Source organism: Pseudanabaena yagii GIHE-NHR1, from assembly GCF_012863495.1.
GTDB classification, from domain to species: domain Bacteria; phylum Cyanobacteriota; class Cyanobacteriia; order Pseudanabaenales; family Pseudanabaenaceae; genus Pseudanabaena; species Pseudanabaena yagii.
Genome location: NZ_JAAVJL010000003.1, coordinates 306,540 through 329,595, shown reverse-complemented (window position 1 = coordinate 329,595; position 23,056 = coordinate 306,540). Strand labels below are relative to the sequence as shown.

At 36.7% G+C, this 23,056-nt stretch carries 19 protein-coding genes; all 19 read left to right on the top strand.

The genetic code is table 11. From position 1 onward, the window contains the following. The first annotated feature begins 75 nt into the window (after positions 1-75). The 19 genes from HC246_RS21700 (at position 76) to HC246_RS21610 (ending at position 22,984) form a co-directional block, all read left to right on the top strand. Positions 76-1,179, top strand: coding sequence for an NAD-dependent epimerase/dehydratase family protein (locus tag HC246_RS21700; RefSeq protein WP_169365506.1), 1,104 nt, complete (start codon positions 76-78; stop codon positions 1,177-1,179). A 90-nt stretch (positions 1,180-1,269) separates the two neighbouring features. Further along, on the top strand, positions 1,270-2,343 hold the full coding sequence (locus HC246_RS21695; protein WP_169365505.1) for a Gfo/Idh/MocA family protein: 1,074 nt from the start codon (positions 1,270-1,272) through the stop codon (positions 2,341-2,343). Further along, on the top strand, positions 2,340-3,257 hold the full coding sequence (locus HC246_RS21690) for a glycosyltransferase (protein WP_211167902.1): 918 nt from the start codon (positions 2,340-2,342) through the stop codon (positions 3,255-3,257). The genes HC246_RS21695 and HC246_RS21690 overlap by 4 nt, the downstream gene beginning before the upstream one ends. 67 nt (positions 3,258-3,324) lie before the next feature. Beyond that, a complete protein-coding gene (locus HC246_RS21685) occupies positions 3,325-4,455 on the top strand; it encodes an NAD-dependent epimerase/dehydratase family protein (RefSeq protein ID WP_169365504.1) in 1,131 nt (376 codons plus the stop codon). A 30-nt stretch (positions 4,456-4,485) separates the two neighbouring features. Continuing rightward, complete coding sequence (locus HC246_RS21680; protein ID WP_169365503.1) at positions 4,486-5,727, top strand: glycosyltransferase family 4 protein; 1,242 nt, start codon at positions 4,486-4,488, stop codon at positions 5,725-5,727. A gap of 131 nt (positions 5,728-5,858) precedes the next feature. Beyond that, positions 5,859-6,803 carry a decaprenyl-phosphate phosphoribosyltransferase gene (locus HC246_RS21675; protein ID WP_169365641.1) on the top strand — a complete coding sequence of 315 codons (945 nt, stop codon included), beginning with the start codon at positions 5,859-5,861 and terminating at the stop codon, positions 6,801-6,803. 53 nt (positions 6,804-6,856) lie between these two features. Further along, positions 6,857-7,378 (top strand): YqeG family HAD IIIA-type phosphatase, encoded by a 522-nt coding sequence (locus HC246_RS21670; RefSeq protein ID WP_169365502.1) that lies wholly within the window; start codon positions 6,857-6,859, stop codon positions 7,376-7,378. A gap of 21 nt (positions 7,379-7,399) precedes the next feature. Next, the gene (locus tag HC246_RS21665) at positions 7,400-7,738 is read left to right on the top strand and encodes an SMR family transporter (protein WP_169365501.1); all 339 of its coding nucleotides are present in this window, start codon (positions 7,400-7,402) and stop codon (positions 7,736-7,738) included. Positions 7,739-7,871: 133 nt separating this feature from the next. Further along, a complete protein-coding gene (locus tag HC246_RS21660; RefSeq protein ID WP_169365500.1) occupies positions 7,872-9,317 on the top strand; it encodes a glycosyltransferase family 87 protein in 1,446 nt (481 codons plus the stop codon). Between the two features lie 101 nt (positions 9,318-9,418). Next, on the top strand, positions 9,419-10,966 hold the full coding sequence (locus HC246_RS21655; RefSeq protein ID WP_169365499.1) for a glycosyltransferase family 87 protein: 1,548 nt from the start codon (positions 9,419-9,421) through the stop codon (positions 10,964-10,966). Positions 10,967-10,971: 5 nt separating this feature from the next. Continuing rightward, positions 10,972-11,943 (top strand): glycosyltransferase, encoded by a 972-nt coding sequence (locus HC246_RS21650; RefSeq protein ID WP_169365498.1) that lies wholly within the window; start codon positions 10,972-10,974, stop codon positions 11,941-11,943. Next, positions 11,940-12,647: a class I SAM-dependent methyltransferase gene (locus HC246_RS21645; protein WP_169365497.1), complete on the top strand. Its 708-nt coding sequence runs from the start codon at positions 11,940-11,942 to the stop codon at positions 12,645-12,647. The genes HC246_RS21650 and HC246_RS21645 overlap by 4 nt, the downstream gene beginning before the upstream one ends. A 56-nt stretch (positions 12,648-12,703) precedes the next feature. After that, positions 12,704-13,804: an acyltransferase family protein gene (locus HC246_RS21640; protein WP_169365496.1), complete on the top strand. Its 1,101-nt coding sequence runs from the start codon at positions 12,704-12,706 to the stop codon at positions 13,802-13,804. Positions 13,805-13,894: 90 nt separating this feature from the next. Then, entirely contained in the window at positions 13,895-14,344 is a 450-nt protein-coding gene (locus tag HC246_RS21635) for a GtrA family protein (protein ID WP_169365495.1), read from the top strand. Between the two features lie 338 nt (positions 14,345-14,682). Further along, positions 14,683-15,840, top strand: a complete 1,158-nt coding sequence (locus tag HC246_RS21630; RefSeq protein ID WP_169365494.1) for an acyltransferase family protein — start codon at positions 14,683-14,685, stop codon at positions 15,838-15,840. Positions 15,841-15,954: 114 nt separating this feature from the next. Further along, positions 15,955-16,557 carry an acyltransferase gene (locus HC246_RS26765; protein WP_169365493.1) on the top strand — a complete coding sequence of 201 codons (603 nt, stop codon included), beginning with the start codon at positions 15,955-15,957 and terminating at the stop codon, positions 16,555-16,557. 12 nt (positions 16,558-16,569) lie between these two features. Then, a complete protein-coding gene (locus HC246_RS21620) occupies positions 16,570-19,887 on the top strand; it encodes a hypothetical protein (RefSeq protein ID WP_169365492.1) in 3,318 nt (1,105 codons plus the stop codon). Positions 19,888-20,586: 699 nt separating this feature from the next. Next, entirely contained in the window at positions 20,587-21,909 is a 1,323-nt protein-coding gene (locus HC246_RS21615) for a DegT/DnrJ/EryC1/StrS family aminotransferase (protein WP_169365491.1), read from the top strand. Beyond that, on the top strand, positions 21,890-22,984 hold the full coding sequence (locus HC246_RS21610) for an acyltransferase family protein (RefSeq protein ID WP_211167901.1): 1,095 nt from the start codon (positions 21,890-21,892) through the stop codon (positions 22,982-22,984). Before HC246_RS21615 ends, HC246_RS21610 begins: the two co-directional genes overlap by 20 nt. Positions 22,985-23,056 lie beyond the last annotated feature (72 nt).

Below are 23,056 nucleotides of genomic sequence, written 5' to 3'. Positions count from 1 at the left end.
TGACTATATCTATATATTGATCTGCTAATTTGACGCATTATGCTTTTATGAACCCTAGCGAGTTTAAGGTGAAAAATGAAAATTGGGATTGTTGGAGCCAGTGGATTTGTTGGCAATCGTGCCGCCGAAGTATTTTATGAGCAAGGGCATGAAATCCGCCCAATTGTGCGTTCTCAGGCTAGTGCTGAGCGCCTAACCCCCAAAAACTTAGATTATCAGATTGCTAGTGCTTTTGATCAATCCCAACTAGCGGCTGCCTTCAAAGGTTGTGATGTAGTCATTCACTCAGTCTTAGGTAGTCCTGGGTTAATTCGTGGCAGTGTTGAACCTGCATATAAAGCAGCTCAGAAAGCAGGAGTGCGTCGCATAATTTACTTAAGCTCTATGATTGTCCATCGTTCTGCGCCTGCGGTTGGCACTACTGAAGCAAGTCCTCTTGTGGAAAAGCAACAATTTCCTGCCCATCCCGCTAAGATCTATGCAGAACGAAAATTGTTGAAATTAAGGCAAAATGGCGCAGTAGAGGTAGTAATTTTCCGACCTGGAATTGTATTTGGTCCGCGATCGCGTTGGGTGTCAGAGCTAGCAAATCAGCTTTGCCAAGGAACAGCCTACTTCATCAATGAGGGTAAAGGTGTTTGTAATAGCGTCTATATTGACAACCTCATTCATGGAATTCAGTTAGGAATGACAACTCCCGCAGCAGATGGCGAAGCATTTTTTGTAGGCGATCGCGAACAGGTAACATGGTTTGATTTTTACCGCCCCTTTGCTGAAGCTTTCGGAGTTGATCCCAACCAAATCCCCAATCTTGTAGTACCTGAGTTTACACATAGCCGCAAACAAGAATTAATTGGTTCAGTTGTAAATTCACAATTTGTACAGAAATTTCTAGCATCAGTCCCCGAAGATTTCAAACAAAACCTGAAGAATATAATTCCTAAACGGAATAAACCTTCAGTAACACAGGTTGAAGAGTTGACTAAAACCGAGAAAAAACCAGAGCCTGTCGTAAACGAAATGATGGCAGAGCTACAGCAATCTCAATATAAACTTCCTTTTGACAAAGCAGAGAGAATTCTGGGATATCAACAAATTGTTTCCTTTGACGAAGGATGTCGTCTTTCCATAGAGTGGTTATCGCAATTAAAGCAATTTCAAGCATTTCTTAAAAAGTAAGGAGGTTGAGTTTGGTAAAGACAAACTCAACCTCCTTACTTTTTGGTTGAGTTTGCTCTAGTTTTTTGCAACATTAGCTAGGAAAAGATTATGACTCTCAAGATTGCCATTGCTGGGGCAGGACATATTGCAAATGTTCATGCCTCAGCTGTGAAAAACCAAGGAGGACAGGTAGTAGCAGTAATTGAAAAATTTTTAGATAAAGCTGCTGCCTTTACTCAAAAATTTGCGATACCCCATCAGTATTCCACACTCGAAGAAGCCATTTCTGAGGCGAAGTTTGACGCTTTAGTCATTGGTACTCCCAATTTCTTGCATACTCCCCAAACGATCGCGGCTCTAAACGCCAAAATCCCTGTCATGGTGGAGAAACCGATGGCGATGAATGCTGTTGAAAGTGCGGAGGTAATAGAAGCAAGTTTACGATCAAACACAGTATTAGTAGTTGCCCACTGTTGGCGTTTCGATGAAGAGGTTTTATGGTTGCGCTCTCAGACCCACAAACTCGGTAAAATTATTCGCACTAAGGGCTGTGGTGTCCATACCCATTGGGGACCAGGCGGATGGTTTCTTGACAAAAAACTTGCAGGAGGCGGTGCGATCGCTGATGTGGGTATTCATGCCATTGATACAGCAAGATTTTTGCTCAATGACCCACAACCTATAAGTGTGTTTGCCAAAATTGGGACTTACTACAAAAATTTCGATGTAGATGATACAAGCATAATCATTATTAATTGGGATAATGGTACAACTTCCTACATTGAATCAGGATGGTGGCAACCTTATGTTGATAGTCCTCTTGCAGGCACTCAACTTTACGGAACAAATGGATTTGGGCAAATCTTTCCTACTCGGTTAATATTACCTTGTACCCAAAAACAAAATGAAGCGGATCGTTCCATCTGGAATCGTGTATTATCTAAATTCAAGAAACAAGAAGAAATAGTGGAGGTAAAATCAGGTTTTAATTTTCCGCGCAAGGTTCACTTCCCACAATCGATGTATGATCGCCAAATGGCACATTTTTTTGAATGTATTAGGACTAAACTTACACCTATATCTGGAGGAATTGAGGGAGCAATTAATATGCAGATTGTCGACGCAGCTTACGAAAGCGCTAAAACAGGTCAAGTAGTAGAAATTACAGGAATCACCCAATGATTGAGAATAATCTTGAAAAAATTACTAAACAAAATAAAGTGGGACAGTTTAATCATTTTTTTCTAACTAAATTTAATGTCAGAAGTTTTCCAGAACTTAGACCAGGATGTGAGCCTGCTTGGTTAGAAAGACGATTTAATCTATTTGACCAATTCTGTTTTCCCTCTGTCTCCAATCAATCAAATCAAAATTTTAAATGGCTAGTTTTTTTTGATGTTGATACACCTGAACCTTTTAAACAAAAGATTGCTGACTATAACAAGCAATGGGAAAACTTTGTTCCAGTATATTTAGATTGTCCTTTACCCTATGGTGAATTCCCTGACGAAGTAAGAAATGTCGTTCGTCAATATATTCCAGCCGACTGTGAATATCTAATTACGACTTGGCTCGATAATGATGACGCTATTCATAAGGACTATGTCCAACTGATTCAAGACAACTTCGAGGAACAGAATGGAGAGACGTTAAACTTTTTCTTTGGCTATCAATTAGCTGAAGGCAAGCTTTATTTTGACTTTGAATTAGCCAATCACTTCATTAGTTTAATTGAAAAATATAATCCTGAATCCTTTAATACTTGCTTGTGCCGCCCTCACAAGGAGTTGTATGAGGTATGTCAATCTTCTAAAAAGATATTTTGCAAACCAGTCTGGATCGAAGTTGTTCATGGTTCAAATTACATGAATGTTTATCGTCGAGGTTTTAGAGTGCCAACTGGTAGCATCTTGGATGACTATTCTATTAAAGCGGAGCAGCCCAAAGATCAAGAGAAAACAATTCCATTTTTACTTGAACAAGCCAAGATTTCCATTTTCTTTCCCTATTACTTTCTTAGAAAAGTGTTCTTGAGAATTAAGCATAAACAGCTAGATGAACTGGCTATGAGTCGTTTCACATTTAAGAAATACTAACCAAAATAGATAGGGATGCTGCCTATCTAAAGTCCCCCCAAAATATTAACTCACAGGAAGTATGTTTATGAAGATCCTCATTACTGGTGGAGCAGGTTTTATTGGCAAGTGGTTGATTGAAAAGATCCCACCTGAATTTGAGGTCATAGTTCTCGATTCTCTAGATCCTCAGGTTCATACTAAGTCACAGGATTTCGCTCCAGAAATTAAAGCTCGTGCTCAATGTATTAAAGCAGATATCCAAGACATTGCTAATTACAAAGAGATAATTGAAGGTACTGATGTCGTTGTTCATTTAGTGGCCCAAACTGGTACTGGACAGTCAATGTACGAAATTAGCCGCTATGTACAGGACAATGCTAATGGTACAGCGAAACTATTGGAGCTAATCTCCTCTCTTAATCACAAACCGCGCCGTGTAGTTTTATCCTCAAGCCGTGCCGTCTATGGTGATGGCGCTTACACTGACGGCAAGTCAGTGCTTTACCCTAAGGGAAGATTCCTAGAAAATCTACAACGTGGCATCTGGGAGGTTTGTAGTCCTGAAGGGGAGATTTTGCAGCCTTTGCCAATGCGAGAAACCTATCTCACCAAACCTACCTCTGTGTATGGATTAACTAAACTATGGCAAGAGCAACTATTAGAAATTTATTGCGAGAGTCAAGCGATCGATTTAGTAACGTTGCGCTTTCAGAATGTATATGGTCCCAAACAAGAGTTAGGGAATCCCTATACTGGCATTATTGGTATTTTTACCAATGCGATCTCTCAAGGAAGTCCATTGGAACTGTTTGAAGATGGATTAGTGACACGAGATTTTGTATTTGTTGGCGATATTGCTGATGCTGTTGTGAAATCGATCATTACCGAAAAGACTTTGAACACCACGATTAATGTCGGTAGTGGCAAGGCAGTGACGTTAATTGATGTTGTTGAAACGATCGCTCAACTTTTAAATAAGAAAGCAGAGTATAAGATCTCAGGACGTTTCCGTGTGGGTGATATTCGCCATGCGGTTGCTGATATGAGCCACTATGAGACTCAATTGGGCGAATGGCAACCTACATCTCTCAAGGATGGTTTATCCCAATATCTAGATTGGTATCTTCATCAAGAACCACTTAATCCAGAAGTTTTGCAAGCATCTTTGAAAGAGATGGAGCGTAAAGGATTATTGCAGACTAAAAAGCCTAGCTAAGATACTCTTGCTCCAAATACTCTCTAAAACATGAAAATTTTACATCTGAGTACCTCCGATATTGATAATGGAGGCGCAAGAGCTGCATATAGGCTCAGTCAGGGATTGCAGTCCATAGGATGCTCTTCACAAATGCTAGTACGAGCTAAATTTAGTAAAGATCGCACTGTGATTCCTGAAAAATCACTCCTGACAAAGTTGGGACCACCTGTTTCTGGGCTACCACTGCGGCTCTATCCTAAACATAAATCAGATATGTTTTCTCCCCAGTGGTTTCCTGATGTCCTTGCGGCAAAGGTTGCTCACATCAATCCAGATGTTATTAATCTGCACTGGGTTTGTAATGGCTATCTGCAAATTGAGACATTGCCAAAGTTTAAAAAGCCCCTAGTTTGGACATTACATGATATGTGGCCTTTTACAGGAGGCTGCGTCTATACCCAAGAATGCGAAAAATACAAGGTATCTTGTGGTGGTTGTCCCCAATTAAATAGTGATCGCCATAATGATCTGTCCCATTGGATATGGGAAAGAAAAGTTAAAGCTTGGAGCAATCTCAATCTAACCATTGTCGCAACGTCCTCATGGATGGCGGAATGCGCTAAAGCTAGCTCAATTTTTCAAAATACAAGGATAGAAACAATTCCTCTAGGGCTAGATACTGAGAGATATAAACCCATTGATCGCTCCGTATCTCGTAACTTACTCAATCTGCCCCAAGACAAGCAACTCATCCTTTTTGGAGCACTCAACCCAACCTCTGATCCACGCAAAGGATTTCAATTATTACAGCCTGCTCTTCAGAAAATCGCTCAAAATGGTTGGCAAGATCGGGTAGAGCTAGTTGTGTTTGGTGCATCTAAGCCAGATCAAGAAACTGATTTAGGATTTAGAACTCATTATTTGGGCTATTTACAGGATGATATCTCACTAGCAATAGCCTATTCAGCCGCAGATGTCACCATCGTGCCATCAATTCAAGAAGCATTTGGTCAAACAGCTTCTGAATCCCTTTCCTGTGGTACTCCTGTAGTTGCTTTTAGCAACACTGGATTAAGAGATATTGTTGATCATCAACGCAATGGCTATCTAGTGACTCCATTTGAAATTGAAGAGCTAGCTCATGGAATTATGTGGGTGTTAGAAGATGCAGAGCGTTATCAGAAATTGCAGTATGATGCTAGAGCTAAGAGCCTACGTGAGTTTGCTCCTGAGGTTCAAGCCCACCGTTACTTATCTTTATACAAAGATATATCAGGTTTAAATAGTTAAGCTCGAAAGGTATTGAACGCCAAAACTACTTAAGATCTCATTACATACCTTCCTCAAAACTTATGGCAATCGAAAAAGAAGAGCAAAATCTAGAATTTGACGAAGACTTAACCGTAAGTCATCCCCCAAAAATGCCCAAAGCATCAAGTTTAAAGTTATTTTCTGCCCATTTGAAAGCATTGCGTCCTAAGCAGTGGACTAAGAACTTAGTTGTATTTGCAGCTCCTCTTTTTGCCTTTGAAATTACCACCAAGTCCTTATGGGGTGGACTACTAGCCTTTTGCCTTTTTTGTGCTACGTCCAGTAGTTTTTACCTGATTAACGATATTCTTGACGTAAAGTCCGATCGCCAACATCCAGTTAAATCAAAACGTCCGATCGCTTCTGGATTAGTTGCTGTGCCAACAGCGATCGCTATGGCAGTAACTTTTCTATTATCGGCTCTAGCTATCAGTTGGTGGCGGGACTCAGGATTAGGTTTAGCTATTTTAAGTTATGCACTTCTTCAAGTTGCCTATAATCTCCGCCTCAAACGTACTGTCATTCTAGATGTCGTTGCCATTTCGATCGGTTTTATTTTAAGAGCCTGTGCTGGCGCTGCGGCTACAGGGATCATCCTATCTTCATGGTTCATCCTTTGTACTGCCATGCTTGCTCTTTTTTTAGGCATTGAAAAGCGCAAAGCTGAGCTGAGATTATCAGAACTAAGGGGCAAGAAATCCCGTGCTGTCCTCCAACGCTATTCTCTATCACTATTGAATCGGATGGAAACCGTAGCAACTAATGGAACAATCATTACCTATGCCCTTTGGAGTTCTGGACCGATTGTACGTGGAGCCTCAACATCATGGATGCTTATCACATTACCCTTTGTCATGTATGGTGTTTTTCGCTATCAGTTGTTAAGTGATCCCCAAGAGATTGCTCGACGCAATTCTGATAACGAGGTAGGTGGTCAAACTGAGCGCCCAGAAGAAGTCTTGCTAAATGATCAACCGATCTTACTAACCGTATTAACTTGGGTTGCTATAACATTTGGCATTCTAGTTTTGAAAAAATACGGATTTATTACTTAAAACTTTGTGAGATATAAATTTTATTTAAATATAAATAATCAACAGGTTAAACAATGACTTCCTTTCCAAGCAAGGCTGATACTTTGGCTTCTATTGATCTTAATCGTTTAGTATCTTTGGGAATCAAGGGAGTTATCCTCGATCTAGATAACACTATCGTTTCTGAGGATGATCGCTATCTATCTCCTCATGCCGAAGATTGGATTGCACAGGCAAAGGATTTAGAATTTCAATTTTTCTTTTTGTCAAATGGCAAAAGGCGTTATCGCGTGGAATATTGGTCGCATCATCTCAATATACCTGCAATTAGTCCAGCTAAGAAACCATTTCCTAGTGCTTTTCGCAAAGCGATGAAGCATATGCAACTATCATCAAAACAAGTTGTTGTAATTGGCGATAGTCGGCATACAGATGTTTTTGGTGCTTGGCTATCGGGTTGTCGAAGCATTCAAGTTGCCTCTCTCCCACATCCACCTCGCTGGTGGGAAAAGCTATTAGGTAAATATGTGCAAACACCTTATCCCAAACAAATTGAACTTTGGGATTTCCAATCATCAATTCACAATAAAAAATAGACTGTCCTTTTTTGGTAAATTATGCAAAGTTTTCTTATTTCATCAATACTTATTTTAATTACAGTAGGTCTAAATACCATAGCCCAAGCACTGCTTAAGTTAGGTTCTGGTCAAAATCCATTGAATTTCTATTTATTAGGAGGGTTAACTGCTTACGGGTTGAGTACAGTATTTTACATTGTGGTTTTAGGTAAGTTTAATCTCTCTGTCGCTTATCCAGTCATCATTGGTTTAACGGTTTTGGCAACAACAGTGACAGGAGCTTTTTTATTAGGAGAAAAGGTGGCAACTGTTCAATGGTTTGGGATTGGACTAATGTTGAGTGGAATTTCAGCGATCGCCTTAGGAAAAATTAGTTGATAGAGGCAGTACTTTGGAAATTAGCCTGACAAATTAAAAAGGACGGATAAATTTGCAAATTGCCTGTTATTTTGCCGATGTATTTATGATTTATGTATGTTACTATTAATATCTCCCTAAACAGGTAAGAATCATGAATAAGAGTGTAATCATAAAATTACAATTTGCCTTGTCCTCTTTTCTAGTATTAGTAGCAACAATTATACTACCACTGATAATTTGGAAATTGAGGCTGCCAATCATTGAATCCACCTATGACGGAAGCGCTCCTAATACAATTGATAGTCAACCTTTTGAAATTTTTGGTTTCTTTACTACAATAATTCTCGTATTCATAGCATGGCTACAAATAAAGCAGCAAAAGAATAAAAGCATATCCACAATAGTTCCTATTGTCTTGCCAGTGCTAGTTCTTTTAAATAATCTCTTTATTTTGGTTGAAACTGTTCATGTAAAAAGCAGTGATTTCATGTGTTATGAAAATGCTGCCAGAGCAATTATTAATGCCGCTAATCCTTATACTGGAACTCCTCCCTGCTACCTATATCCACCTCTATCAGCACAAATTCTCTCATATCTATACCAATTTTTAGTCTATAACCCTATATTTGCCTTCGCGGATGATATTAAAGCTTGGACTGCTGTTTCTTACATTTATCAGTGCGCTCAGTTTTTACAAATAGCCCTAGCTTACTATTTGACCTTTCTATTCGTACAGGATCTAAAAATCAAAAAACTGACAGGATCATTTTTGATTTCAGGCATTTTTTTATTTAATTATCCCCTTGTTAGAACCATAACATTTGATCAAATAAATTTATGGATTCTTAACTCATTTCTACTAGGTATTCTTTTACTTAGGCGCTACCCATTTTTGAGTGGGCTTGCTATTGCTTTAGGTACGCATATAAAGCTTTATAACCTAGTTCTATTACTCCCTTGGATTGCGACCAAAAGATGGAAAGCTATCATTGGGACATTTGTAGGAGTTATAGCCATTGTCTCAGTTCAAACAAATTGGTTTAATGATTGGAGTCTATGGTCTCAATTTTTTTCATATCTTAGTAACCCTGAGAAGCCAACTAATTATAGAAACAATTCTATATGGAGTTTAGTATTTAACTTGGTTAAAATACCTAATAAGGTTTTGCATTTAGATATACTTTTTAAGCTTGTTCCTATAGTTGTTACTATATTGACTTTTTTAGTCTCTGTGTGGTTTATTATTCGATTTATTCAACGCAAACAAATTTATGATAAAATCATAAAGAATGATATTGCTGAAATTTTTTATCTTTATGGAAACTCAATTGATGCGATCGCATTTATTCTTCTAATTTCCCCATCTGTATGGGAACATCACTATGTAATTGCCATACCATTGGCATTATGGGCAGTTATAACTCATAGGACTGAACATTCTCTAGCAGTATACTGTGGTGTCTTTCTAGTTTTTTGTATGCCTACCAGTGAAATATTTCCATTCAGCTTCCATAGATTACTAGGCTTATCAATACTTGTTTACTTCACGAATCCGAATTTTCTGAAAAATTATTTCGTCTTGAAGTCTAATACATAACGAATCATTAATAATTTCAACTTAAACTTAAAATATTTTGTTTTTTGTACGCACATCAACAACAATAAACCATTAGAAAGCTACTAGATATAAATTCTATAATGACAAACAAACAATTAGATGATTATAAAAGTACATCTCAATTACATAGATTCACAAATTACATACCCTCTCTACTGATTTATTCTTTACTGTTAGCAATCATTGTCTTGTTACCACTTTTCTTTTGGCACTTAAGAAAGATAAATGCAGCACCATTTCTAAACTTTACAAGATTAAATGGAATGCCATTTGAAATATTCGGAGGACTAGCCTCATTTACTATTGCCTTGATTACTTGGTTTGAAATCAAAAAAAGAGGATATAAAAGCTTAAAAGAAATATTTCCACCGATAGCAGGACTATTGGTAAGTTTGAATTTTCTTTTTAATATTTCCGAATCAACTTTTGATTGGAGATTTAAATCGGATTATATTGCTTTTGAACTTGGAGCTAAGGCGATAGTTAATGGAATTAATCCATACATCAATCAGGATACTCCTTATGTCTATCCACCTTTAGTAGGACAGGTAATGGCATTCATACATCCCATAGTAACTCACATACCATTCCTACCTATTGATAATGACGATCAAGGTTGGCAAATAATTTTTTATCTGTTTCAATGTTGTCAGTTTCTACTAGTTATTTTAGCTTATTACCTAACCTATGAATTCGCTAGAAGAATGAATTTAGGCTCGATTCCTGCTTCTATAATTGTTGCATCACTATTTTTATTTAATAACTCAGTTCTTAGAACTTTAAATTTTCATCAAACCAATCTGTGGATATTAAACTGTTTTCTAGTTGCATTTCTTGTCCAAAGAAGCTATCCATTCATTAGTGGATTTGCTGTAGCACTTGGGATTCACATTAAGCTATATCCATTCATTTTAATTCTTCCTTGGATTGCTATGAGAAGATGGCTACTTCTTATAGCAACATCTATCGGCATAGGTGCTATTGCTATATTACAGACAAATTTTGGGCGAGACTGGACATTAATAAAGTATTTTCTGGATTACATGAAAAATGTCAGCAAGCCAACTCCTTACCGAAACAATAGTATTAACAGCGTAATTTATAACTTCTTTAAGATACCTAATAAATTAAACAATACTTCTTTTGATATTGTTCCAATTATTGTTACTCTAATTACATTAGGAATTTTAGTTTGGTTCACTATTCGGTTTATTCAGAGAGAAAAAATTTATAAAGAATTAGGGCAATATACGATCGCGGAAAGTCCAGATAGTTGGGATGAGGCATTTAGATTCTACGGGCATTCTATGGACGCTATTGCATTAGGTCTATTAATTTCACCATCAGTTTATGAACATCATTATATTGTTGCAATTCCAGTAGCACTATGGGCGATTATAACGAGAAGATCAGATAAACCTATACCAGTAGCAATTGGCATTTTCTTAGTTTTTTGTGTACCTACTTTTGATATTTTTCCCATTAGTTTTCATCGATTAATTGGAATAATCATGATTGTATATTTTACTAATCCAGATTCAATAAAAAATTACTTCCTACAACAAATTAGAAGGTCAAAAAAACTTCTAGATTCAGATATATCTAATAAACTACAGCAAGAAGGATAAAGATAATGAGTAATACAATAAAGAAATTAATCGTACTTATTCCATCGTTCAATGACTGGGAAGCTTTAGAGATATTGCTTCCTTTGATTGATGAAGTAAAGTTTACTCAAGCAGTGAACTTAGAAATAGTCATTGTTGATGACTATTCAACAGCTCCAATACCAACATCTTTGGCTAATCAGCAGTACCATCAAATTCAAGCTGTTAATATTCTTAGACTACGCTGCAACCTTGGTCATCAAAGAGCGATCGCTGTCGGTCTGTGCCACATATATCAAAAATTATCCACAGACTTAGTTATTGTCATGGATGGAGATGGAGAAGATAATCCTTTTGAAATCGACAACTTGCTCAATATCTTTGACAAAACAGATCAAAATAAAATTATTTTTGCTAAGCGAAGCAAACGATCTGAAAATTTCACATTCAAAACATTTTACTCAATTTACAAGAGGATTTATCGATTACTTGTAGGGAAAGAAATAAGTTTTGGTAATTTCAGTTTAATTCCTTATTCAATATTAAAAAATATAGTAGTTATCTCAGGAATTTGGAATCACTATTCATCAAGTATTCAGCGCTCTCGCATCCCCTATATTGAAGTAGCTATACCTAGAGCAAGGCGATTAGCTGGTCAGCCGAAAATGAATCTTGTATCGCTCGTAACACATGGGCTAAGCTCGATCGCTGTGTATGGTGATGTTGTAGGGACGAGAATTTTAATGGTTGTTGTTACCCTATTAGCCATCGCATTGCTAGTGTTGCTTATCACTATAGTAGTTAAATTTGGCACAAACTTAGCAATACCAGGTTGGGCTACTAACGTATTTGGCTTTATAATTTTAACTTTATTTCAGCTTGTACTTACAGGAATTATCTTTAGTATGATTATTCTATCTACACGTAATAGCTCTAACTTCATTCCTATCCGTGATTATAAATACTTCATTGATAGTTTTTTGTCGATAAAATCATGATTAACTTTAAATACATTGGCAAAGAATTAGATGGTTTTGCTCAAGCAACTAATTGGAAAAATTATATAAAGTTTTTAATAGCCGAGTTTATTCATGGTTATGTATTAGAGGTTGGTGCAGGCATAGGGAATAACACTACTATGTTTTTAAATTGCCAATACTATAAATGGTTATGTTTAGAACCAGATGATGCTCTTTTACAAGTTTTAAAATTAAACTTTAATTTATCTCAGTCAACTAAACATAATTTTCTAAATGGAACTATTAATAATCTTGAGAAAAATATTTTATTTGATTCAATCTTATACATAGATGTATTAGAACACATATACAAAGATAACTCAGAACTTATTAAAGCTACTCAGTTATTAAATACTAATGGTAGCTTGATTGTTTTAAGTCCAGCTCATCAATGCCTTTTTTCCTCATTCGATTCTAGTATTGGTCATTATCGTCGTTACAACAAATCAATGATAAGAAAAATCTTGCCACATAATATTGAAATCACAAAGTTAATTTATTTAGATTGCGTTGGATTGATAGCAAATATTGTTAACAAATTATTCTTAAAACAAAGAACACCGTCACTAAAACAGATCCAATTTTGGGATAATTTTATGGTTCCTATATCCAGAAAAATTGATCCATTGATTTTCTACAGTTTAGGGAAGTCAGTTTTACTAATAGGCAAAAAATCTGCTTGATTAAATTAAAGCTTAATATTACATTTTGATAATCCAAATACAACCTAAATATGAATATGTCAAACACAGAAAAAATAGATAATAAGCATAGAGACACTAGATTAGATCTTATAAAAGCAATCAGTATTTGTCTTGTGTTGATCTTACATATAAGACCAGTACGTATAATTAGTGAAGATACATTAGGTTATTCTGGGATTGCAAATTTTATTCTCGATCAAATATATTTAATATCAACCCCATTAGCAGTACCTTTATTTATTTTAACATCTTTATTTTTGTTAATAGCAAAATTGCAATCTACAGGTATTGAATATTGTATAAATAGATGTAAGCGTTTGTTTGAGATATTTGTTTTTTGGACAACTATACATATTTCTATTTACTACTGCATATCATTTATACAATCGCTATGGTCACATACAACTTTTTCTTGGTACATACCTAATCTTCAAATATACCAATTGTTATCTGGAACTTCTCCACCATTACCTATAGTTGGTGATTCAGTGTTTTACTTTATAGTTGTTCTTATTGTTTTAACAGTAATGACCTATTATTTTTTGAAAATTAAATCACACAACATTAAAAACAATATAGCTTTATCATTAATCGTATTATCCCTAGTCTATTTTGAAATATTAAATGTTACAGGAACATATATAGCTTATTGGAGATTGGACAATTTTATTGTTTATATTCCAATAGCTTATTTTTTATTTAATCAACAAAATGAAAGAATCAGAAAGAAGTATGTATTATTGCTATACCTATGCTTTTTTGTGTTTGGATGCCAAGATGTTTTATTGAGGTCATATCATGTAAATATTGGTCTTTATGCTCGAGTTTCAATAGTTTGTGGAGCTTTAGCAGTTTTTACTAGTTGTACCAATATTAATTCTCTAAAATCAAATCAAATTGTTATTTTTTTGTCGAAGTTTTCTTTGGGTATTTTTGCTATTCACAAGTACTACTTATACATTTTGACGATCATTACTGTAAATTTATTTAGCATATTAGGATGGTCAAACTCTGTATTAATAATGGGACTTCCAATTGATTTACAAGCAGTTTTTAATGCATTGCCAACCATTATTCTTACTTTGGCGACTGTTCATTTATTAAGCTACTCATCTCTTCAAAAATTCGTTAAATAATATATTGACTAGATATATTTATTTGCTTGAGTAGGTATTAATACAAATCACTGAAGTTACACAAATCAATATAACAAAATACAATAAATAATGAAAAGCAAATTTTTTAATATATTTTCTAGATACCCTATCTACTTTATAGTAGGTGGTTTTGTAACTTTAGTAACTATTGTTCTACGTGATTTTATTGGCAGGTTCTTATATGGTTCTGCTTGGGAATATGTCATGTCTATTGCTATTGTGTATGTAGTTGGCACTATCCTAAGTTATTTTTTGCAAAGTAGATTTACATTCAAAGACAACAAAAAGAAAACTCGTTCATTTAAATATAAATTTTCTTACTATACAGTTGTACAACTATTAGGCATGGGAGTCACAATTGTGTTTTCTCTATTAATTCGTTATCTCCTATTCCCAATAACTATACTAGCTCAGTTTCGAGATACTATTGCTTTTATAATTGCGTCATTAATTGCTTCTATAGTGACCTATGGAATTAGTAAAGTTTATATTTTCAAAGAAATAAGTTCAAAAAAATAGCAAGAAACAAATTTATTGAATTTCAGTTAATTACATATATAGCAGTGTAAGAGATAGCTAGGACAAATCAAAACCAAAATAAGTGAAGGCGGCACGAAGTGCCGCCTTCACTTATTTTGGTTTTATGTCCTAAGTAAACCTTACATTGCTATAGCAGTCCTAAATCATTTGTAGATTTTTGGGTTTGTGGAAGTACAACCCTTCGGGTTGTGCTTCCACAAACTATTTAGGATTACTATATAATTAATTTATCAGCTATTTAATTTGTCTAAATAGATAGTCAATTTTTTAGATTTCTTGTGTATTTTTTGTTTTTGTAAACTCAAAACATATTTATTATGAGCTATCAATCAAGCTTAGTTGCAGAAAATCCAACTACAGACAAGCTACAAAAATTTGAAGGATTTGACTTCCTTCGGGCTATTTTTGCGATCGCTATAGTTGCATATAAAACAAAAGTTTTCCATATCCCAGAAATTCTGATAGCAAATAGTTGGACTTATGCTTTAAGTGCATATATATTAAGTGGAATGTTTGGTGCTTTAGCAGTTCCAGTATTTCTTCAAATTTCTCTTTTCCTCTTCTATTACAAAAGTACAAATTTAGGAATTAGCTATTTCATCAAAACTCGTCTACCTAAGCTGATATCCCTTTATGCATTTTGGGTAGGAGCAATCACCATTTTCGACATCCTATTTGTAGGTAAACTTGAAGCAATACAGAGAGCTACATCATCAGTTAAGCTTTTCGGCGAATTTATAGTTAGTGGTAATAATACACCATATTTTTTCTTCTTCTCTTTGATTTTTCTAACTACTCTTGCTGCAATTTTAAATTCATTTATTAGTAGACGTGAAAAGAGATCAACCAAATTAATTATCAATTACTCTCTACTATTTCTTTCGTCTACACTAATATTTGTTTTTTCATCGATTGAATCAATTAGCAATTATATAGGATTGCAAGGGACTTATATCAAAGTTATTAATAATATTATTCATTGGGACTATAATCCTTTGAATTTTCTACCCTATATATTTACACCAATAATTACTACACAAGAATATCAAGAGGGAAAGTTAAATAAGCTCAACAAATGGTTAAAAATCAAACTAACTATATTGTTTTGCTTATCATTAATATTTTTCGTTTTGGAGTGGGTTCTTACAAGTAGTCATTTTCTTGTTCAGGTCGATCAATCGCCTTTAGATCACTACATGAGACTTTCTCTTGTTTTTGGTTCTTGGCTTCTATTATATCTTGCTATCTTATCAAAGTATCAAGCACCTAGACTTATTAAATTTATTTCAAAGTATTCCCTAGGTATTTATGGATTCCATGTTTTCTTTATATTTAAAGGGGCATTTAATTTTGATACTATTTTTACTTCCATACTCTTATTACAAATTATTATAAACTTTCTGATAATTCTAGGATTATCAGTTTTATTGTCTTGGATTTTTAGAAGATATAAATGGTCAAAGACATTTATATAATAATCTGTTAGGCAAATATCTTTAATCCTATTTAAGGTTAAGATTTTTCTAAAAAACTTGCTCTGAATATAAAATATAGTATTTAATGAAAATTACAAACAAAGATGTGGTTTTATGAAGCCCAAATTGATTTTGAAGTGGCTTTTTTGGCAATACCAAAGATCTCGATTAGGTGCGATTGGTAAATCTGCTGATGTAAGTATATTGGCAGATATACGTGGTAATAAGAAAAAAATTTTTATTGGCAATAATGTCAATGTCGGCAAATATGCGTCACTGGAAGCAGATCCATCTGAAGGAGATAAATCCACAATTACTATTGGCGACAATACTCTAATTAGCTCATTTGCTATCCTCCGAACCTATGGTGGCAAGATTCAGATTGGACATTCATCTTTTGTAAACTCATTCACGGTTCTTTATGGACATGGAGATCTGATTATTGGTAATGGTTGCTTGATTGGTCCACAGGTAACTATTGTTCCTGTTAACTATGGATTACAAGATCGTAATATTCCATTTAGGCAGCAGACTCCCACCTTAAAAGGAATCATCATTGAAGATGATGTTTGGATTGGAGCAGGTGCAACCATTCTAGACGGATGTACAATTGGTAAAGGCTCGGTGATCGGGGCTGGAGCAGTTGTCACGAAAAGTGTAGAACCCTATTCTATTGTTGGTGGGATACCTGCTAAAAAGATTAGGATGCGAGAGTAACTTCAGGTAAAAATGAACAAACTAAAAGCAATTAATTTTAACTTTGCTCCACCATTAGCAAACTTTATTCGCCAGTATCGAATTGATATTCTCATAATAGTAGGACTAGCGATCGCGATCGCTATTTCAACCTATATTGGTACTTATAAGCTTCCTACACCTCTTTTTACTGATTTATACGCACAAGATGTCTGGTTTGGTGGAGATATCCCCACTGTTTTTGGTAATCTCACCAGCCTGAATAGTGATTTTGGTCGCAATAACAAACATCCGCTATTCCCTCTCATCGTTTTCCCCCTAGTCTTTCTGACGGGCAAACTATTTCATCTCGATCCTCTTGCTGCCGCTAGACTCGTGGCTGTTGGTGTCTCTACATTTTGGATCGGTGCGCTTTACGCCTTGTTTAGAATCATGGGTTGCTATCGGCTGGATGCTACCTTACTGAGTCTAGTTGGTGCAGTAAGTGCGGCTTCGATCTTTTGGCTGATTATTCCTGAGTCATTTCCTCTCGCCTCTCTAACCTTCATTTTAGGTTTAGCTTTTGTTACTCTGGCTCAATTTCGTCCGTTTACAGGGGCTTGGTATATTGCCATTAATGTGATCACGGTGAGTATTACCATTACTAACTCAATGGTGGGCATTTTGGCAACGTTGGTAAATAATCGCTGGAAAAAAGCAATCCAGATTTTTGTCGGTTCTTTACTGCTAGCGACAGGGTTATGGATTTTGCAACGGATTGTATTTACCAATTCTGGATTTCCGTTTCAGCCAGGGACTTTTATTGGTGAGAAGAAGTTTATTGCTACGCCTAGTGGTGGTATTTTATCTTTCCTAAGTGCTTTCTTCTACCAAACGATGGTCATGCCAGCCACTCAGTTTGGGGATTTTGCAATTCGTCCTGACTGGATAAAGATAGAGGCTAATCTTTTGGCTCCAGCATCAGGCAGTTTGTGGGGAACTGCTGCTATCGTCAGTTGGACTGCCTTATTGGGCTTGGGCTTATGGGCATTTGCGACAATCAAGCAGCATAACAAGCTACGGATTGTGCTGGGATTGACGCTATTAGCTCAGCTTGGAATGCATAGCATCTATGGTGCTGATGAAACATTTATCTACTCGTTGCATTTCATCCCTTTATTACTGACCGTTGTTGCTTTTAGTCTGCTAACTCGCCTACGAATAATCAGTCTAATCCTCGCAGTGATTCTGATTGTCAGTGCTGGGATCAATAACCGCACTCAGTTTACTACTATTGCAGCGAACCTTTGGAATTATGGCACGCCCCAGCAGCAAGTGGAAGCCCAAATAAAGCTACGTCCTGACGATTTTGGTTTGCGTAACGCAGGGCATGTCGTATTGGCAAGTCCCACCAGCTCTACGACCAATAAATCTTTTCATGATATCGGTGGCAGTTTTAGTCCACAGGCAGGCAGCTTCGGGGTTTCGATTTGGGTTGTCGATCGCCAAGGAAATATCAAAACAACTAGCGATCGCCTTCCCGTCAATGAAATTCAACAGCAATTCACCGATTTTGCCCCGCAAAAAGCACCAAAAATCCTTACAAAAACTAAATACTACGAAGCATCTTGGTCATTACCCAAAGCAGGAATTTGGCAACTTAATCTCAAATCCTTAACTAGTGCTGACGATCGCCTAGTTATCGCAATTCGTAGTGTTGGTCCCGCAGGAGCCGCCATTCCCTCCCTTGATTGGAACGGTAATCGTCTGCTGATTAGCGATCGCTGGGTAATTAAAGATATTCCTAAACAGGCAAAGGTATATCTAGGTAGTGAAAGTACATCAGGATGGAGTCGTGAGCAATCTAACCGTTCGCAATGGCAAGACCCTCATGGTTGGGGATATGCTCGCATTGAGCTTAATCCTAGTGACAATGCAAGTGTGCTCATTGAAGATAATCAGGCGATCGCTGATATAGAAACGCCATCGACCGCACTCACATCTAATCTCGTCCTAGATTTACCAGATCCCCAATTTGTAGATAGCTTAAAATCTCAGATCGCACATCTCACGATGGGAATTGTTGGAAACCGCACCTACCCAACCGATCCCGTTAGCTATCCCCTATCGCGGTTCCGTGATGGCGCTTATCAAATGGTCGCTCTAGCGCGTGCAGGGCAACTCGATTTAGCTAAGCAACTATCTCCCTATTTTGCTGAAAATGATTTCATTAATAGTACCCTTCCTGAAGCCGATATTCCTGCACTAGGGATTTGGGCGCTCGAAGAAGTAGCGATCGCCCTCAAGCAGCCTGACTATGATCGCTGGTTATGGTCACATATTCAGCGCAAAGCCAAGTTGATCGGTGATATGTTAGCTACCAATCGCCCCGGTTATCCGATCTTAAGCGCAGCTAAGTTCCCCTTCGCCGAAAACTCTGAATTGGTGAGGGTTGATCTTTCATCAGGAAAAATGGAAAACGTTCCTAATGCTATTAATATTGATCCTTCAGCTAATGTAATTAGTTATCGCGCTTTGCTTGATGCAGCTACTTTAGCTGATCGCCTCAAGCAATCTGAGTCTGCGAAACTATGGCGATTGCAAGCCGAAAAGTTAAAAGCAGTTTGGCAAAAAGATAATCCTATATCTACGCAATCAGCCCCTCAGCAACCAAAATCAAAAGCTCCCCAACCTGAATTTTCTGCCTTTACCGATGGACTTTGGCCCAGTGGTATTGCTGAAGGAGATCGCAATGCACTTAACCAAGTATTTCAAAAACGTTGGGAAGGTTTACGAGATAAGACTGGAGCATTTCGTCCAAGCACCCCATCAATGCAAGCTAATATTGCTGAAGCCCATCAATGGGTGATGCTCGATCAGCCAGACCGACTATGGCAAGCACTGAAATGGATTTGGCAAAATCAAGCATCATCAGGTTTATATACTTGGGCGAGCGATCGCGATGATCCCAGTGATAGAGCGTTACCCAAGAGTTTTTCTCAATGGCAGCGTTTGCGCGGTAGAGTTAACCCAACCCAACTGACACCCCATTACTGGACATCTGCTGAGATGCTACTACTGCAATTAGACATGTTGAGTTATGTTAATCGTTCAACAAATACACCAACTTTAATCATTGGGGCAGGTATTCCTAAAGATTGGCTGAATAAATCGATCAGTATCAAAAATCAACTGCTTGATGGTAACCTTGTTGACTGGAATTGGGATGGTAAGCAAATAAATGTCCAAATTAAAGGTGAATCTCTAGATATAAAGTTAGGTTCCTCATTCCCAAATGGAACTCAATTAAAGGTGGAGATTTTACCAAAAGAATCTAAGGAGTCAAAAGAAATTCCTCAGGTCAAGCAGTAGAAATCCAGCTAAAATCAATGATTCGCTAAGTGATACATCATTACATCAATCCTTGAGTTAATAGGCATGAGAATGAGACGCATCACCATTCCTATTTTAGTTTTTACACTCTAGGAAAAATTTGTACTGCTATAGCTCATCATTAAAATTTAAGGCAGCTATAGCAATGTAAGAGATAGCTAGAACAAATCAAAAACCAAATAAGTGAAGGCGGCCGCCTTCACTTATTTGGTTTTTATGTCCTAGAAGGTATTTGTAAATTCAAATATTAATTTGACTAAACCCATTGCTGTATAAATATTTGGACTAAGTTTCCAGCAAATTGCCAGTTAATGCTTAAAGCCTTTGTAGATAGGGCTATTCATTAGCTTAACAATTATTTTATAAATACCTTCTAAGCAAAACTTACATTGCTATATATAACCAAACTATACCTTTTGTATAACTTGGTTATACAGCTAATTTATGAACAATTGTTATTATTGTAACAGTTCAAGCATTAATGAAGGAAGATCTATTAATGTAGCTTTGTTGAACTAGTCTTAATCTTTGAACAAGAGTTAACCTCAAAGACCTGTTCTATTTAGTTCAGCACAATTTGTATAGGGTTTCGTAATTGTCTTAATTACTTTGCCTTTTTCTATAAAACCCAATTCCTGATTTTTTCAAGATTCTGTACTTTACTAAGGAAATCTACACATGTTAAATTTTGGTCCTAATCCTAAGAATCGGTTATATACAAATTTAAACAGCTACCTAGAATTTTTGAGCTTTAACTTGATTGGTCAATTTCAGAAAGACAGCAAAAAAATTGATACCTTTGAGAAAGTACTTGCCGAAAGATTTGGGACTGAATATGCATTATGTGTTTATCAATGCCGTTTAGGAATATACCTCGCTGTTAAAGCTCTAATCAAACCAGGACAAGAAGTCATTCTTTCTCCCTACACCATTGTTGATGTGATCAATATGGTAATCTTTGCGGGAGGTCGCCCTGTATTTGCGGATGTTGATCATCAAACTTGTAATATCTCGGCATCTGAAGTAGAGCGTCTCATTACCCCAAACACAGGAGCCGTTCTAATTACACACCTACATGGTCTTGCGGCTGAAGCGCATCGAATTAAAGAAATCTGCGATCGCTTTAGCATCCCAATGATTGAAGATGCCGCCCAATCCTTTGGTGTAAAAGAGGATGGAAAACCAGTTGGCACAATTGGTGATGTTGGTGTGTTCAGCTTTGAAATGCACAAAAACATCCCTACATGGTTAGGCGGACTTATAGTTTCTGATCGCCAAGATGTAGTTGATAAGATTCGTGCTGAATTAAAAAACTTTTCCTATCCTCCTCTCCCTGGAATCGCTCAAAAGGTTAAAAAAGGTTTGATCCAAGATCTGGCTAGTCTACCTCTAATCTTTCAACTATTCACCTATCCGATTATCAGATTTAGCTATCTCCATGATATTGAGTTTATTAATAGCAAGGTTCGGAGAAAGCCACAGACCAGCAAGCCTGGCAAGGAATTACCTGAGATTTATAAATCTCAGTACACTTCATTTCAAGCGCGAATTGGCTTATCACAATTGAATAACGTTGATCGTGATATCAAGACGAGAATCGAATATGCCCATATTTATCATGAGGGTCTAAAAGATATTGAAGGATTGGTATTACCTCCATCACGCGATGATGGTTCTCATACCTATCTTTGGTTCCCCATGCTCTATGCTCAGAGAGAGGATTTGATCAAATTTATGATTGAGCAAGGTCGCCATGTAGGAGCTGGACACTTCACTAGCGCTGCTGATTCAGAGCAATTTGCCGAATTTTATCGCGATTGTCCCAACGCCAAGAAAGTAGAAAAAGAACTAATTTATTTGCCAACTTATCCTCGCTATTCCCGTCGTGAAGTGGAGAAAAATGTTGAGATAATTCGTAAATACTTTCTGACTAAAGTAATCACTAAGCAACAAACTTCTGAAATTGCTAAAGAGCTGGTTTATGAAACCTCAAAATCATAATCAATCTCTGCGTCTACAGTCCCTAGACGCTTTTCGTGGCATCACAATCGCTGCAATGATTCTCGTCAATGTCGCTGATTTGGCTCCGTCAGTTCATCCTTGGTTATCCCATTCTTATTGGAATGGTTGTACCTTGGCAGATTGGGTATTTCCCTTCTTCCTATTTATCGTTGGCGTGTCTATGGCATTTTCGCTCTCTAGATATAGACAAGACCATAAACCAAGAAGAGCCTTGTATTGGCGATTACTTAGGCGCAGTGTCATCTTGTTTGTTTTAGGATTAGCGATTAATGGCTTTTGGACTTATGAGTGGGGTAAATTTGAAATATCTGGAGTACTGCAGAGGATTAGTTTATCCTATATAGCTACCGCTTTAATCGTCCTCAAATTGCCTCGTAAAGCTCAATGGGGAGTAACAGTATTGCTATTGATCGGATATGCGATTGCCTACGCAGCTTTCCCTGTCCCTGAACCAAAATATGTAGCTAATGGAATGCCTCACGGTGAGGTGGGCACTTTTGGCTTCATGAGTTGGGTTGGGATGATAAATTCGATCGCGATCGTCCTGATGGGATATTTTGCTGGAGCTTGGCTTCATGCAGAAGTAGAAGTTAAAAAATTACTTAGCTCCTATCAGAGCATGACACTTGTACTATTCGGTATTTGTTGCATGGCATTAGGACAAATTTGGAATGTCTGGATGCCAATTAATAAAAAATTATGGACTAGCTCCTATGCTATGTTTACTGTTGGAATTGCGTTGATTCTATTAGCAGTATGCTTTGAGTTGATTGAAGTACGAAAATACTATCGTTGGAGTTATCCAGCTAAGGTTTTGGGATTAAACTCTATCTTTGTATATGTCAGTTCTTCATTAATGATTAAGCTTTTGGAAAAGACACACGTAGGCTCGGATAATAGTGCTCAATCCACCTATAACTGGCTAGAAGAACATTTGTTTTTAAGCTGGGCTGAACCCACTACTGCGGGATTTCTTTTTAGCTTAAGCACTCTCGCATTTTGGTGGTTATTTGCTTACTACCTATATCGAAAACATTGGACATTAGCGATTTAAGATTTTGATTTTATAAGAATTATTACAGTTGAATAAAAATAAAGCTGGCTCTATAAGTGTTACTGGGAGTTC